Here is a 14,687-nt window from a genome sequence, read left to right as displayed (position 1 = left end):
CTTTTTAGTATAAAAAAGGCTCAGTTTTTCGTTTGGCACTATCGTTTGCCAAAGGAGAAAACTGAGCTTTTTCTTTGAGCTGTTATACTTTTAAATCGTAATCAACTTTTTCCCATAACCCCTTTATGGGGTGAAGGAGGAGGGGTGCAGGGGAGGGAACCATAAGGGCATCATGCCCTTGTGGTTCCCTCCCCTGCAAAGATATCTAGAGCAGATTAACTTTGAAAAGTTATATTCCTTTTCCGTAGTATGGATTAACCACTTCATACAACTTTCTGCAATGACTTAACAAAACGACACGCTTCGCGAGTGTCCGCTGCGCGTCCACAGAGCATTTCAAAATTGAAATGCTCTAACTAACAACCCAACGTATCGTAAAAAAGACAAAAGCAGCGGCGGGAATTAGGCCCAAGGCGCTGGCACAGGCTGCCCAGCGCAGGTGACGCAGCAGGGTTTGGATTTTTTGCACAGTCCACCTGCCCGTAAGGGGGCCCAGAATGGGTTTTTCCACTTCTATGCCGTTGTAGGGGGTAAGCCCCCCCATGCGCCCACGGTACAGCCAGGCTGCCATGCTCATGGGCCACCCGGAATTGGGGCTTTCCATAAGTTGCCCTTGACGAACAGCTACAGCATAGCCGGGAAAGTCTTTCCCAACCGCAACAAATCTGGCTGTGGCATACAGGGCCGCTGCACTGAGACGAGCAGGAACAAACGCCATCAGGTCATCCAGGCGGGCACCCACCCGGCCAATAAGCAGAAAGCGCTCTGTTTTGTAGCCCCACATGGAGTCTGCTGTGCTTATGGCTTTATACACCCATAACCCCACAGGTCCACCAAGGCACAGCCAGAACAACGGGGCCATAAACCCATCGTTAAAATTCTCGCTCAGGCTTTCTGCCAAAGAGCGGTACAACTCATCCGTGTTCATCTTGTCTGTACTGCGGGAAACCAGCATGCCCACTGCGCTGCGGGCTTCCTTCAGTAAATACTCGGCAGCCTCTTCTTCCGGGGTAATAGCTAATTCTTCACTGTGCAGCACAAGCTGCTGGGCATAGGAAGCAGTCACGGCCACTTCCGCGGCCGCAATGGCTGTGCAGGCAGTTGTTCCTTCACGCAGCAGTGTTCCCAGGGCAAGGCCGCTCCAGCTCAAATACAGGGCACATAACACCCCAAGGCCAAAGGGCAACAGCAGGGCAAGCTGCACACACAAAGCTGTGGCAAAGCAGACCAAAGCCACCATGCACCCACCCACGGCAACACTGCCCCCAAGGTGCCTAGCCGGGCTTTCCGCCAGGCTGAAAAAACGCCCAATGGCTTGCACCGGGTGCGGCACATTGCGCGGGTCTGGCACCAGCATATCCAGCACCACAGCCAGCACTGGCAGCAGGAAAAAAGTGGCCCCCTGCCACGGGGCAAGGCTGATAAATGGCTCCATAGGCGTAGTTCCTTATGGTGTAGGCGGAGAAGATTCCTGAGCAGAAGTATCAACGCTGTCTAACAGCCCGGTCATAGCAAGGGCCTGATACAGCACAATGCCTGCGGCAGTGGAAAGGTTCAGGCTGCGCACCTGCCCCCAAATGGGAATGCGCACCCGGTGGGCTGTTTGGGCAATCACTTCCGGTGGCAGGCCTCGCGTTTCCGGGCCGAATACCAGGGCGTCTTCCCGGCTAAAGGCAAACTGGTGCACAGCCTGCCCGCCCCGGCTGCTGGTGGCCACAAGGCGCTTTGTTGCCCCGGCCCCGGCACAATAGGCAGCAAAATTGGGCCACACCGAAACGCGCGCATGAGGCCAGTAATCCAGCCCGGCCCGCTTCATATATTTGTCTTCAAGGCTGAACCCAAGGGGTTCAATAAGGTGCAGTTCTGTGCAGGTGGCAGCACAAAGCCGTGCTATGTTGCCTGTGTTGGGCGGAATTTCCGGTTCAAAAAGAACAATGTGCATAGGGGTTCCAGAAGTAAATTATGCCTCTTTGCGTTCGCAGTGGCGTTCAATAAGGGCAAAGGCGTTGTGCGCGTGGATGGATTCATAGCTTTCCACTTCCACCCGGAACCACTGCACCTGGGGGTGTGCTTCCAGTTGTTGCGCCGCACTGCGCACCACGTCTTCCACAAACATGGGGTTGGCAAAGGCGCTTTCCGTCACAAATTTTTCATCCTGGCGCTTTATGAGCGGATAGGTGGGGGAAGAGGCTGCCTGCTCTGCTATTTCAATAAATTCTTCCAGCCAGCTAAACCCTTTCAGGGTAACGGCAATGCGCACATCTGCCCGCTGGCTGTGTGCCCCTTCACGGCTAATGGCCTTGGAACACGGGCATACGGTCATTACAGGCACCACCACTTGCAGTTCCAAATGCGGTTTTTTGGTCGCCTCAAGTGTTCCTTTAAGGGTGCAGTCATACCCTTGCACCCCTTCTGCCCCAGTGGCAGGCGCTTTTTTCCGCATGAAAAAGGGAAACTGGAATACCGCATGAGCCCGCTGGGCACACAGCCGTTCCCGTACATTTTCCAGCAAGTTCTTCAGGTTATGGTAGCCCAGGTCTTCCTGCCAGCCTTCCAATGCTTCCAGAAAGCGGCTCATGTGCGTCCCTTTAAAGTGCGCGGGCAGGTCAACATCAAGGGACACTTCCGCCACGGTGTGCTGGCTACCGCTTGCCCTGTCGCTAATGGTAAGAGGAATGCGAATGCAACGCACCCCCACCCTGTCTATGGGCATGGGAATTTCGGCCTGCTGGCTTTGCATGTCTTGCATGAAGCTACCGCAGCCTGTTGGCCATGGTGGCCAGGGAAAGGTTGCCGTATACCACACCTTTGGTGGAGGTCAACCGTTCTGCAAACGATCGAATCATTTCAACTTTTCCTTTCAAAACGATAACTTCAAGGCAGTTGTTGTGGTCCAGGTGCACATGCAGGGTGGTTATTACCATATGGTGCTCTTCATGCTGCACGGCAGTTATGCGCTGGGCCAGGTCACTTCTATGGTGGTCATAAATAAGGGTAAGGGTGGCAGCCACTTCTGTGTCTTTATCCTGCCACTCTTCTTCCACGAGCGATTTGCGGATAAGATCACGAATGGCCTCAGACCGGTTAGGATAACCGCGCTTCTCACACAGGGCGTCAAATTCTCCGAGCAGCGTTTCGTCTAGCGAAACGCCAAAGCGGGTTATATTACTCATGCTAAACTCTCCTTATTTTCGCTCCGGCGGCGGCGTAGATGCTTCGGCGGCACAGGTAGCTTTGCTGCCTGTGCATCTTCACAAAGCCCGAACGGAAAACATGAAGCAACACCGCCAAACGGAATAAATCAGCGGTTCCCTATTTGCGGGAAATGCGCCACAGGTCCACCCCAACAGAGCCTTTACCGTGCATGGCAGGTACGGTATGCTTTGCCACCCTGCCTGCCTGCCAGCCACCGTGGGCCAGGGCTTGCTGAAATGCCGGGAATATATTGCGCCCAGGTTCAGCCACCCAGGCCCAGCCACCAGGGGCAAGGGCGTGTTCCAGAAAGCGGAACACAGGGCCTACAAAGCGGGCTTCATACATAATATCACCGCCCCATAGCACGTCAAACCCATGCTGCACCACAGGGGGGTAGCGCCAGTCGCCTGCCACCCAGGCCACGCCCGAAATGCTGTTTTCCCTGGCATTCATGGCAGCATAGTGCAAGGCTGGGGGTTCGTAGTCCATGCCCAGCACCCGTGCCCCATGGCTGGCCCCCACAAGGGCAGTCAGCCCAAGGCCGCAGCCAAGGTCAAGGCAGCACTTGCCCTGAATGGCTGCGGCATTTTCTTGCAGCAGCGCCGCAAGGCCAAGGCTGGCAGGCCACAGTTCCACCCAGTAGGGCAGGCGCTCATCGTCACCAAATTCGTCTGTGCCCATGGTGTTCCACAGGGCTTCCAAATCGGCCGGGCGGTGCAGCCGCCATGTGCGGCCCCCGGCAGGAACTTCTATATAAGCGCCGTTCACAAGCTTGCAATCCGTTTTTTCAATAGGTATAGGTACAAGGGAATGTCTGCTCAATACTATTTTGCAATGGCCTAGCTTTGGGTATGCAGGCAAACCATGGCACCCCATTACACTACCCATAAGGAAATGTGAAGTATGGTCACCCCCTTTTCCCCTGTGGAAACTTTGCACCGCATGAGCGTTACTGCGCTTATGGCAGCCCTGATAACCGCAGGTGCCTTGCTGCACGTGCAAATTGGCCCTGTGCCCATAACGTTTCAGGAACTATTTGTTTGCCTTGCCGGTTTTGTGCTTGGCCCGCGTTACGGGGTATATGCCGTGGCCCTGTATATTGTCGCTGGGCTGCTGGGGTTGCCCGTATTTTCTGGCGGGCGGTCCGGCTTTGCCCATTTGCTTGGCCCCACCGGGGGTTACCTTGTGGGCTTCCTGTTTCTTGCTTTTTTTGCCGGGGTGGGGGCACGCCTTGTGCAACGCTATGCCCCGGAACCGCCTGTAACCGCCAGCGTGGAAGAACGTGAAAGCCTTGCCCTTAGTGCCAAGGTGGTGGGCCTTGCCTTTGCCCCTGCCGCGCTCGGAATGCTTATACTGTATACTTGCGGCGTGCTGTGGATGGTTGCGCGCCTTGGCTGGCCCATGGAAAAAGCCATTGCCCTTGGTGTAACACCTTTTTTGCCCCTGGGGCTACCCAAAGTGGCTTTGGCAAGTTTATTTTTTCGAGTGCTGCGTAAGCGCGGGCTGGCGGGCAAGTGGTAGCACCCCCTCTTTCCCCCCTGCATATGGCCCCCCAACGGGAAGCCCCTTCCCTTGTTCCCCCGGAGTTGCCCATGGGGCTGTATGTAACAGGCCTTGCATTTGGTCACCCAGGCACGGGCAAGGCGCTGTATAGTAACCTCAACATTTCTTTACCTTGCGGGGGGCTGCTGTGCCTTGCTGGCATGAATGGGTGCGGCAAAACAACCTTGCTGTGCCTTCTGGCTGGCATTATGGAACCACAAGCGGGCACCATTGCCCTTGTCCCGGCAAAACCCCACCCCCAGGCAACACAGCAGGAAAGCCCCCTGCCCCAAATACCCCCCAACTCCCTTTACGGTTCTGCCCTGCGTGAACACAGCGCCCTGGTGCTGCAAGATGCAGATATGCAAATAATAGGCAGTACCGTGGGGGAAGATATGCTGCTGACGGCCTTGCCCCTTGCCCAAAAGGCTACAGGGGAAAAGCGCCAGGCCGTGGCCCTGGCAGAGGCACAAGCGCGCACCATGTTGCGGCCCTTTGCCCTGGAAGATATGTGGAATACCCCTGTACAGCACCTTTCTTACGGGCAAAAACGCAAGCTGTGCCTTGCTGCGGCCCTGTTGCGCGGCCCAAGCCTGCTACTGCTGGATGAACCCTTAAGCGGGCTGGACTACCCCGCTGTGGGGGAACTACTGGGGCTGGTGGCAACCTGCCGCCAGAACGGCGTGTGTGTGGTACTCAGCACCCACGACCTTGACCCATTTGCAGGACTGGCTAATGACTTTTTGTTTTTGCACCCCGTGCTGCCCCCTTTGTTGGGCACCCCTACGGCCCTTGCCCACCAAGTGCAGGAATATGGCGTAAAACCGTACGAAAAGTAAGGGCAAAAGCCTTTTTTACGGTGTGCCGTACGCATATGGCTGGCAACAACAATCGAAAAGGCAGAAGGCAGGGCATCCCCTTACCTTCTGCCTTGTTCTTTCTTATTGCAAACCACACAACCTGCCCAGACCTTACTGAGTCGAGGGTAAAAAACGAGTGGCCTTTTTACACGTCGACTATTTCATGCGTATTTCCCTGGGTTTGCGCCGGAACAGAAAAAAGAGCAGTGTTTCCACGATGGGCGGGGCAACCAGCAGAACCCATAAGGGGTACAGGTGTTGACGAATGGAAACAAACAATTCCTGCAACACCGCTTGGGCTGTTTCCACGGCAAGGCCTTGTTCCAGGTCTGCCTTGAATGAACTGTTCCAGAAGTCAAGCACCCCTTTAGGGGAAACCTGCGAGCTGCCATCCAGGGTTTTGGCCAGGCGTTCTTGCATGGCTGTAGCCATTTGTGCGGCAAACAAATGCTGTATATCTTGGGAAATATCTCGGAAATAGGTAGGAATATCTATTTCCACCACATCTGCTACCATAACCTTTTCCAGGGGCACGGGCACGCTGTATTGCTCACTTAAGGAGGCTGCAAAGGCGGCACCTATAGCTTGCAGGTCGTACAACGTGTGGGGGGCATTCACTTTCATGAAAGGAGCCAACGCTTGCTGGGCATTGCTGGTGGCTGTGGCGCTAATGGATTGCCTGGACTGGTCCAGAGCCAAAAACATGGCTTTTTCCAGGTCGTTCACCCAGTAATGCAACAAGCTGATGAGGAAGAAAACAAGCGGGATATAAATATAATACAACCCGGTGAACACCCGGTGAACACCCCAATTGCGGCGAAAAAGCCCCCAAAAACCTGCCAGCACAACAAAAATAACCCCTGCCCCAAACCAAAGCAATGCAGGGAGCAATGGGAAGTAATCTGCCCAGTTGCGAAACACATGAAACCAGAATTCCGCCATACAGTAATGCCTTTATGAAGAGTTTTGCACAATGTGCAAGGTCTCTTGCTCGTTATTCAACCTTGCGGAATATAATTTTGGTGACCGCTTCATCCGCTTTTTCCGCCGCATCCATAAGTGCTTCTGCAAATTCCAGCATTTCATGGCGGCGGTCTTCCGGTGAATTCATAAAATCTTCGGCAAACGTGCCGGAAGTAAAGTAGTCTTCCAATTCTTTTATGTAGGCAAAGCGTAATGCTGCCATGGGTTCCCCCTATGGTTATTGCAAAAAGTTTTTACGCGGTGCCCCGTTGTTCTGGGTGCGGTCTTCCACCATAAATCCTTTTTCCGGCGCATAGGCAAATTGGGAGGCGGCCACTTTGCCATCCAGCTTGTAACTGGTCATGGTAATGTCGTTGTGGTTGCCGTAAAAGTCGGTAATGCGAAATTTTTGGATAAGCATGGTCTTCGGGTCTACCCAAAACACTGCTTCCACCAGGCTTTGTACAGGCTCCAGGGGGAACAGGTTAAGGCGCACAAGGCCGTTTTCCATGCCCTTGTTCTCCACGGTAAAGTCTTGCTCAAGGCGGGAACCGCCAGTAATAACCCGGAAAATATTGTGCGTGTCATGCACCATGCTCACAGGGTACTTGTAGGCCACCTCTTCATCCGGGAAGACGTTCCAAATAGCATTTTCCCCCACCACAAGCAGTTCTTTGGTGGGCTTTTCAGCTTCCCACCGCACCAACAAGGGCTTTTTAAAGTACAACGTGCCTGTGCGCGTTTCCTTGGCCCCACTTTCCTTGTGGATAATGGTTTGGGAAAACTTGGCTTCCATGCTGGAAATAGTGTCATACTTCTGTTGCAGGCTTGCGGTGATGTTGGCCGCAGGGGCCGCATTGGCAGGCAGGGCCAACAGGCACACAAAGGCCACGGATAATAAAAGACGGATGGGCATTGCCCCCCCTTATGTTATATAGTTATTAAAGCTGTTATTGAATCAGCTTTTCTTTTACTGAACTGTATTCACAATGTTTTTTTGGGGAACACTGCCCCCATAAAAACGCAGTGTTTTGGGAAATGCTCAGTTTTTTTGTTTGGCAAGGCACGAGTTTTTTTGAGGTGGGGCTGGACTCTTTTGTCCTGCCCTACCTCAAAAAAGGCGAATAACGAAGCCAAACGGAAAAAATGAGCGTTTCCCTACCGAATGACCTGACGGGGGCGGCTGCCATCCGCCGGGGTCACAATGCCGTCGTGTTCCATTTGGTCCACAAAACGGGCGGCCTTGTTAAAGCCAATGCGAAAGCGCCGCTGAATAAGGGAAATGGACACTTTGCCTTGCTGGCGGACAAACTCGCAGGATTCGCCATACAATGGGTCGCCGCTTACGTCGTCGCCGCCATTGCCGGAACCGCCCCCTTCAAAGGGGTCATCCCCGCCCCACTCGGTAAAGTCCACATGATATTCCGGTTTCTGCCTGGCCCGCCAGTAATCACACACGGTATTCACGTTTTTGTCACTCACAAACGCGCCGTGCAAACGCAAAAATTTCCCGCCAGAGGGTTTGAACAGCATGTCCCCTTTGCCCAGCAAGTACTCCGCTCCCACGGCGTCCAAAATTGTGCGCGAGTCGTGCTTGGAAGTTACCTGAAAAGCGATACGGCACGGGAAGTTGGCTTTAATAAGCCCGGTAACCACGTCCACACTGGGGCGCTGGGTTGCCAGAATAAGGTGAATGCCTGCGGCCCTGGCAAGCTGGGCAAGGCGTACAATGCTGGTTTCCACTTCCTTGGAACCCACAAGCATAAGGTCTGCCAGTTCGTCAATAACCAGCACAAGGTAGGGCATGGGGGCAAGGCCAATAAGTTCATCCGGCATATTGCCTTTCAGCCCTGCCAGCTTTGTATTGTAATCAGCAATATTGCGCACCCCTGCCCTGGCAAGGTCGGTATAGCGTTTGTCCATTTCCGAAACGGCCCAGTCCAGGGCGTTTTTGGCAAGGCTCATTTCTGTTACCACCGGGTGTACCAGGTGGGGCAGGTCGGCATAAATAGCCATTTCTACCCGTTTTGGGTCAACCAGCAGCAACTTAACCTCTTCAGGCCGGGCCTTGTACAGCAAGGAAAGCAAAATGGAGTTAATGCCTACGCTTTTGCCTGCCCCAGTGGCCCCGGCCACCAGCAAGTGGGGCATGGCGGCAAGGTCTGCCACATAGGATGCACCGGAAATATCTTTCCCCAGGGCCAATGGCAAGCGCATGGTGGTTTGCTGAAACAGGCGTGAGGAAATAAGCTCCTTGAAGCACACGGTTTCCCGCACATCATTAGGAATTTCAATACCCACGGTGTCTGTGCCTGGAATAGGGGCCTGCACACGCACGGCAATGGATTTAAGCGCCAGGGCCAGGTCGTCGCTCAGGTTGGCAATGCGTGAAACACGCACGCCGGGGGCTGGGCGCACCTCAAACATGGTGACCACTGGGCCGGGAGTAATGCCCACAAGCTCGCCCTGAATGCCAAAATCCTTCAGGCAGGTCATAAGGGTTTTGCCCTTTTGTTCCAGCATGGCCTTGTTTGCCAAGGGGCGTTGGGTATCTATTCCCTCCAAAAGCTCTGCCCCAGGCAGGGGAATTTTGGCTTTGCGGGTAAAAATACTGGACAGGCGTGAAGGCGGCGTGTCTTTTGCCTCAGGCGCTGCAAGTTGCGGGGCTGCGGGGGCTTCCATATGCTTTGAAGCCGCGTCAGCTTCCGTGGTTTGTACTTTGGGGGCAAGGGGTACAGGTTGCCGGGCTGCCGTGGCCTCAGGGGAGGCGGGCATGGCTGGCACGGCCTGCTGCATGGCAGTGGTTAGTTCTTCGGCCGTAAATGCAGGTGCTTCCTGCGTTGTAGTGGCATTAGGCAACACATGGGGGCTTGCCTGCCACGCCTGCTCTTCCACAAAATGTGCATGCGGCATGGATTCTTCCGCATGTACACCATGCCTGCCGGATTCAAAGTCGCGCAGCCAGGGCGGTGTGCCTTCTGGCTCGTCTACGGCAATTTCCAGTAAGGGCAAATCGTTGCTGTGCTGTCGCCCTTCTTTTCTGGCTCCCAGCTTGGCAAAGAGTGACATAAGGCTCCACCGTTTTGCCCCAGCAGGGGCCGTGGCAGTGGGCACAGCCAGTGGCGCGCCATTGGCTGCATAGGAAAATTGTTCTGACGCAGTGGGTTGCCCTGGGGTAGCCTGGTCAACAGACTCATAATCCTGGGCAGCTTCTTCCCTTGGTCCCTGTTCAGAGCTAGGGGAAGCGGTGTTGGGAAGCGCAAGAGGGTCTTGGCGCTGATTCAAGGAATCAGCCATGTCCCCCGCAAGGGTTGTGCACGTAAGCCACACCCCTTTGGCAAACCCCACCACAACCCCAAGCCAGGAAAAGCCCACAAGCATTTGCACTGAAAGCAGCAAGGAAAAGAGCCACACAAGCATGGTGCCCGTGGGGCTTAACCAGCCCACAAGGCCTGTGTACAGCATGTAGCCAAGCAACCCGCCGCCATGGTTGGAAACGCTGGAACCTGCGGTGGCAGCTTGCAGCATTTGGGCGTCGCGTGCGGCCCCGGCAATGGCAAAGCACAGCCCAAGCAGCACAACGCCCACCCAGCGCCACCAGGGCCACCCCTGGGAACCAAGGATGCGACGTGCGCCCATAAAGAAAAAATAAAATGGCACCATCCACGCAGCAATGCCAAAAGCATCAAACAGCATGCCGCCAGTGTATGAACCAAAAAGCCCTGCCTTATTATGCACCGTGGTAATTTTTCCACTAATTACCTGGTTTAGCCAGGGGTCCCTGGCGTCAAAGGTGGCAAGGCTCAGCAACAGCAACAGGCCAAAAAATATGGCAACAAGGCCTAGAAGTTCCCGGCCAAGCCAACTGCCTTCAGCATATTCCTGTATGCCTTTTTCCTGATTTCGAGACATGAAATACCACTCTGCTGTTTTCTTGGCGCAACACATACGGCTGGCCACTGAAACAGCATGTAAAAGAAAAAACCAGCACTGCTGGCACACACATGACCCAGCCAGAAACAGGCCGGGCCATGGGAACCACAAAACCACACCGGGCAGCCGGTATCACTTGGAAAACACTTGTTGCACAGTGATACTGTAGCGGTTCCCCAAGTGAGCCGTGTTATACCAATTATACAGTAATACTGCCAGAATTAGTATCACGGAGTCTGCGCAAGCAGACGACCAAAACCGAAGGATTTGGAGAAGCAAGACGGCTACGCCGCCGTTAGCAGCTCTCCAAGAAAAAACAATGGTTACTTGGTAATGGAATTAGCCCTGTTCGCGGCCAAGGTAAGAACCACTGCGGGTGTCTACCTTTACCAAATCGCCTTCGTTCACAAAAATAGGTACCTGAATGATAATGCCAGTTTCCAGGGTGGCAGGCTTGGTCACGTTGGAAACGGTATCACCTTTCACGCCGGGTTCTGTTTGTGTTACGCGGAACACCACAGAAACAGGCAATTCCAGGTCAAGGGGCTTGCCCTGGTAAAGCAGCACAGGCACAAGTTGGCTTTCTTTCAAGTAGCCAGCTTTGTCGCCCACGCTATCAAGAGGAATTTGCAACTGTTCGTAGCTTGTGAGATCCATAAACACAAGTTCATCCCCTTCCCGGTACAAATACTGCATTTCGCGCATTTCAAGGTCAGGGCGGCCCACTTTTTCACCGGAGCGGAAGGTAATGTCCTGCATACGGCCTGTTAAAAAGTTACGCAGTTTAGTGCGTACCATAGCCCCGCCTTTGCCGGGCTTAAAGTGTTGGAACTCCACAATTTCATAGGGAGTGCCTTCCACTTCAATTTTCAGCCCTTTGCGAAAGTCGGTGGTTGAATACATGGTTCCTCCAGATTGTTGAAAATAAAATAATAACGAGAATTATGCCTCTGTTCTGGCGTGGCAGCGAAAAAACCGCACGCGGGGAACAGTTTCCTGCAAACTTCAGCCCGGCAAACGCATGGTTGAAACCGCACGAACAACCTGTTATTTTCTCATACTCGTGCTTGTTGTCAAGCCACAAGACTACTGCAAAAAAACCGCCAACCGCAGGCCCCCTGCCAGGATCCCTCATATGCACCCCGCTCCCAGCCTTACCCTTATGGCCACGGCCTATTCCTTCGACCAGTTGTTGAACCTTGAAGCACCCCAGGTAGCCTTGGCCGGGCGTTCCAACGTAGGTAAATCCTCGCTCATCAACGCCTTGGCAGGCCGCAAGCAATTGGCAAAAACAAGCTCCACCCCTGGCAAAACCCGCAGCATAAATTATTATGCCATTAACAATGGCAATACTTTTTTGGTGGATTTGCCCGGCTATGGGTATGCCAAATGTAGCCAGGATGAACGCAACAAATGGGCAAAGCTGCTGGAAAAATATTTTCAAAGTTGCCCTGGCCTGCGTGCCCTGGCATTGCTTATTGATTCACGCCTTACGCCCCAACTGCTTGACGTGCGGCTTGCCCAGTATGCCATTTCCCTGGGGCTTCGGGTACTGCCCGTTATGACCAAGGCAGACAAATGCACCCGCAAAGAACTGCACCAATGCCGCAAGGCCTGGTCCGAAATTTTGGGGCATGATGACATTATTGTAACTTCCGCAGGAAAACGCCAGGGGGTGGATGCCCTGTGGCAAGAAGTGCTGGCCCTGCTGGTGGTGAAAGAAAGCGAACAAGGCTTTGAGGGGGAAGAAGGCATTGCCCCTGAAAACATGGTTACACAAGACGACACCGCAGTGTAGTTTTTCTTTGTGGGTATACCCACGGGCCAATTGTTCCAGAGGACGAACCCAGTATGGGCACCTATACAAAGGTGCCCATTTTTTTGGAGAATAGCCTGGGGAATACTGCATACCGTTCAGTGACGGTACGAATTTGTGTTAGGCGCGCCTGCTTGCTGCCACATGGCGCAACACAGGCCACAGGAAAACCACTGCAAGAAGCAGCAATGCTACCCCGTTGGTAAGCCAGGCGGCCACCAACGGGGGAAGAGAGCCCCCCTTGCCAATGGTTACGCTAATGGTGTTAGCGCTATAAAAAAAGAAGATGGCCACCAGGGAAAACCCCACCGCCTTATACACACTTTTGGTGTGTTGCATAATGGCAAGGGCCAGTAGCCCCATAATGATAACCGAGCCAGCATAGGCAATTTTAGAATGCCAAACAGTGCGCAAACTTTCTATGTTAGAGCCTGCACGCTCCAGCCGTTTAATAACATCACGCAACTCCCATAAGGGTAAGCGTTCCGGTTTTGACCACGATTCCACCAACAAAAAAGCCTTGAGGTCTTGGCGCAGCGGAAATTCAAGTGAATCAAGCTGTTCGCTAACCATGGTTTGTGTTGTTACCCGGCTTACATCGTGCAAATGCCACACTTTTTTATCCAGGGTAACGGTTTTTGCGCTGATAATCGCTTCCAGGTCATCACCTGAGGGGGCCAGGGTGTAAATGCGCACCCCCTGTGCCGTGCCCAGGTTTGGTGCAGCCTGTTCCACATAGACAATATGCTCTTTGTCTGTAAACCACACATGGTTCAGGGTATCTTTCCCCCCGCCTGTTTGCTGCACCTGTTCTTGCCAAATGCGCCGGGCTTCGCGTTCACCTGTAACGCCAAGGGCTTCAGCAAAAAACAATTGGGCCACAGCCCAAACAAGGGAATAAATGACAATAAAGCGCAGCAGCACGAAAGGAGAAATACCCCCTGAATACAGGGCTATCAGTTCTTTGCTGCGTTCCAGCATGTTCAGTTGCAGCACCATAGCCAGCAAGAAAATGGCAGGCAATAGTTGCGCCACAATGGCAGGCAATTTAATGACATAATACCACAGCACTGTTTTTGCCGGCAGTTTTGCTTCCACAAATCTGTCCAGCAGTTCAAACAGGTCTGTAAGCACATAAATGCCTACCCCAACAAGCAAAATGACAAATACCAAAAACAGATTTTGCCGTACAAGATAACGGGAAAGCAGTTTCATTATTCCGCCTTTTTCCACTTACGCAAAAACGGCAGAAGCAACATGCCAAGCTGGGGCACACGTTCTTTGCCAACAAGCACCAGCCCCCCCACGCCCAACAGGGCAAACACGGCGTTTGCCATCCAAATGCTTATGCCTGGGTGCAGTGCGCCAGCCTCGCCCAAAGAAAAACCTAAAGAAAGCAGGCTATAATACATCAAAAACATCACCAGGGCTACCACAACACCCACTTGCCTGTGTACCCCTTCAAAAAAGCAGGCCACAGGAATGGCAAACAGGCCAAGCACCAGGCAGGCCACAGGCAATGCCATGCGCTTTTGAATTTCTACCCCAACCTTGTTGCGAAAGCGCTCATCTTTATGATCATTTACGCTGCGCAGTTGGATGAGCGTTTCCCAGCCCATTTCTTTGGGCCGGATGCTGCCAATATCTGCCCCGGAAAGCAGTTTGCTTATGTCCAGTTGCAGCAGGTAGCGTTTAAAATCAAGTATGCTCAGTTTACCTTCTGTAACCTGATAAATGCGTCCATCTTTCAGGGAAAAATGCATTTCACCCTTTTCCTGGTCGGTTTCAATATTCCCTTCCGGCGCAATAAAGGTCACGGTGCGGGCTTCATCCACATTACGGTCTTCAAAAATTACCTGATATAACGTGCCGGTTTTGGGGTCTATGCTGCGGGTAAACAAGGTTTTCCCCAGTAAGTCCTGGTTGAAAACACCTGGTTGCAACACAATTTGGGCTTTTGTGTTGGCAAGGCTCAGCAACAAGGCCCGAAAATTGCCCATGCCCCAGGCAATGCCGTGCATGGAAACAGCAAACGCCAACAGCATGCACAGGGTGGAAAAGACCATGGGGCCACGCATTAGTTGAAAAATACTTATGCCGCTGGCTTTAAGCGCCACCAGTTCCCTGTCTGTACTCATGCGCAAAAAAGTAAGAAAAATACTGAGCATACAGGAAATGGGCAACACCAGCAGCAAAAACAGGGGCATCATGTAGGCAAACAACAGGGTTGTTTCCCAAAAGGAAAGATCTAGGTTTAAAAAAAGCTCACGCATTTGCACGCCACGGCTTATTAAAATAAGGGTAAGCAGCGAGATGGCACAAAGCACAAAGGTTTGCACAAGCTCTTTAAAGAGAAAGCGGTGTAGTGTTGGAATAAA

The 14,687-nt window shown here is 53.2% G+C and carries 15 protein-coding genes; 3 read left to right on the top strand and 12 right to left on the bottom strand.

Annotated elements, in window-relative coordinates:
* Window positions 1-352: 352 nt before the first annotated feature.
* From G497_RS16710 to G497_RS16700, 5 genes are all read right to left on the bottom strand, one after another.
* Window positions 353-1,435, bottom strand: coding sequence for a CobD/CbiB family cobalamin biosynthesis protein (locus tag G497_RS16710; protein ID WP_051257826.1), 1,083 nt, complete (start codon window positions 1,433-1,435; stop codon window positions 353-355).
* Window positions 1,436-1,447: 12 nt separating this feature from the next.
* A complete protein-coding gene (locus G497_RS16705) occupies window positions 1,448-1,942 on the bottom strand; it encodes a tRNA (cytidine(34)-2'-O)-methyltransferase (RefSeq protein ID WP_051257825.1) in 495 nt (164 codons plus the stop codon).
* Window positions 1,943-1,960: 18 nt separating this feature from the next.
* On the bottom strand, window positions 1,961-2,749 hold the full coding sequence (gene folE2 / locus G497_RS0104265; protein ID WP_027187222.1) for a GTP cyclohydrolase FolE2: 789 nt from the start codon (window positions 2,747-2,749) through the stop codon (window positions 1,961-1,963).
* Between the two features lie 4 nt (window positions 2,750-2,753).
* Complete coding sequence (nikR, locus tag G497_RS0104260; RefSeq protein ID WP_027187221.1) at window positions 2,754-3,173, bottom strand: nickel-responsive transcriptional regulator NikR; 420 nt, start codon at window positions 3,171-3,173, stop codon at window positions 2,754-2,756.
* Window positions 3,174-3,312: 139 nt separating this feature from the next.
* A complete protein-coding gene (locus G497_RS16700) occupies window positions 3,313-3,963 on the bottom strand; it encodes a class I SAM-dependent methyltransferase (protein ID WP_034636595.1) in 651 nt (216 codons plus the stop codon).
* Window positions 3,964-4,098: 135 nt separating this feature from the next.
* On the opposite strand from G497_RS16700, the gene G497_RS0104250 reads away from it, so the two are divergent.
* A complete protein-coding gene (locus G497_RS0104250) occupies window positions 4,099-4,716 on the top strand; it encodes a biotin transporter BioY (protein WP_027187220.1) in 618 nt (205 codons plus the stop codon).
* The gene (locus G497_RS0104245) at window positions 4,710-5,576 is read left to right on the top strand and encodes an ABC transporter ATP-binding protein (RefSeq protein ID WP_051257824.1); all 867 of its coding nucleotides are present in this window, start codon (window positions 4,710-4,712) and stop codon (window positions 5,574-5,576) included. Before G497_RS0104250 ends, G497_RS0104245 begins: the two co-directional genes overlap by 7 nt.
* Window positions 5,577-5,753: 177 nt before the next feature.
* Here G497_RS0104245 and G497_RS0104240 read toward each other — a convergent pair whose 3' ends face one another.
* The 5 genes from G497_RS0104240 to efp form a co-directional block, all read right to left on the bottom strand.
* A complete protein-coding gene (locus G497_RS0104240; RefSeq protein WP_027187218.1) occupies window positions 5,754-6,539 on the bottom strand; it encodes a hypothetical protein in 786 nt (261 codons plus the stop codon).
* Window positions 6,540-6,591: 52 nt separating this feature from the next.
* Window positions 6,592-6,783 carry a hypothetical protein gene (locus G497_RS0104235; protein ID WP_027187217.1) on the bottom strand — a complete coding sequence of 64 codons (192 nt, stop codon included), beginning with the start codon at window positions 6,781-6,783 and terminating at the stop codon, window positions 6,592-6,594.
* A gap of 15 nt (window positions 6,784-6,798) precedes the next feature.
* Window positions 6,799-7,476, bottom strand: coding sequence for an outer membrane lipoprotein periplasmic chaperone LolA (gene lolA, locus G497_RS0104230; RefSeq protein ID WP_027187216.1), 678 nt, complete (start codon window positions 7,474-7,476; stop codon window positions 6,799-6,801).
* A gap of 242 nt (window positions 7,477-7,718) precedes the next feature.
* A complete protein-coding gene (locus G497_RS0104225) occupies window positions 7,719-10,472 on the bottom strand; it encodes a DNA translocase FtsK (RefSeq protein WP_027187215.1) in 2,754 nt (917 codons plus the stop codon).
* A gap of 360 nt (window positions 10,473-10,832) precedes the next feature.
* Window positions 10,833-11,396 (bottom strand): elongation factor P, encoded by a 564-nt coding sequence (gene efp / locus G497_RS0104220; protein WP_027187214.1) that lies wholly within the window; start codon window positions 11,394-11,396, stop codon window positions 10,833-10,835.
* A 232-nt stretch (window positions 11,397-11,628) separates the two neighbouring features.
* On the opposite strand from efp, the gene yihA reads away from it, so the two are divergent.
* Window positions 11,629-12,291 (top strand): ribosome biogenesis GTP-binding protein YihA/YsxC, encoded by a 663-nt coding sequence (gene yihA / locus G497_RS16695; protein ID WP_084515973.1) that lies wholly within the window; start codon window positions 11,629-11,631, stop codon window positions 12,289-12,291.
* Between the two features lie 138 nt (window positions 12,292-12,429).
* Here yihA and G497_RS16690 read toward each other — a convergent pair whose 3' ends face one another.
* Complete coding sequence (locus G497_RS16690; protein ID WP_034636551.1) at window positions 12,430-13,524, bottom strand: LptF/LptG family permease; 1,095 nt, start codon at window positions 13,522-13,524, stop codon at window positions 12,430-12,432.
* On the bottom strand, window positions 13,524-14,684 hold the full coding sequence (gene lptF, locus G497_RS0104205) for an LPS export ABC transporter permease LptF (RefSeq protein ID WP_027187213.1): 1,161 nt from the start codon (window positions 14,682-14,684) through the stop codon (window positions 13,524-13,526). The genes G497_RS16690 and lptF overlap by 1 nt, the downstream gene beginning before the upstream one ends.
* Window positions 14,685-14,687 lie beyond the last annotated feature (3 nt).

Source organism: Desulfovibrio cuneatus DSM 11391, from assembly GCF_000430005.1.
GTDB lineage: Bacteria > Desulfobacterota > Desulfovibrionia > Desulfovibrionales > Desulfovibrionaceae > Frigididesulfovibrio > Frigididesulfovibrio cuneatus.
This window is presented reverse-complemented; position numbering and strand designations above follow the sequence as displayed.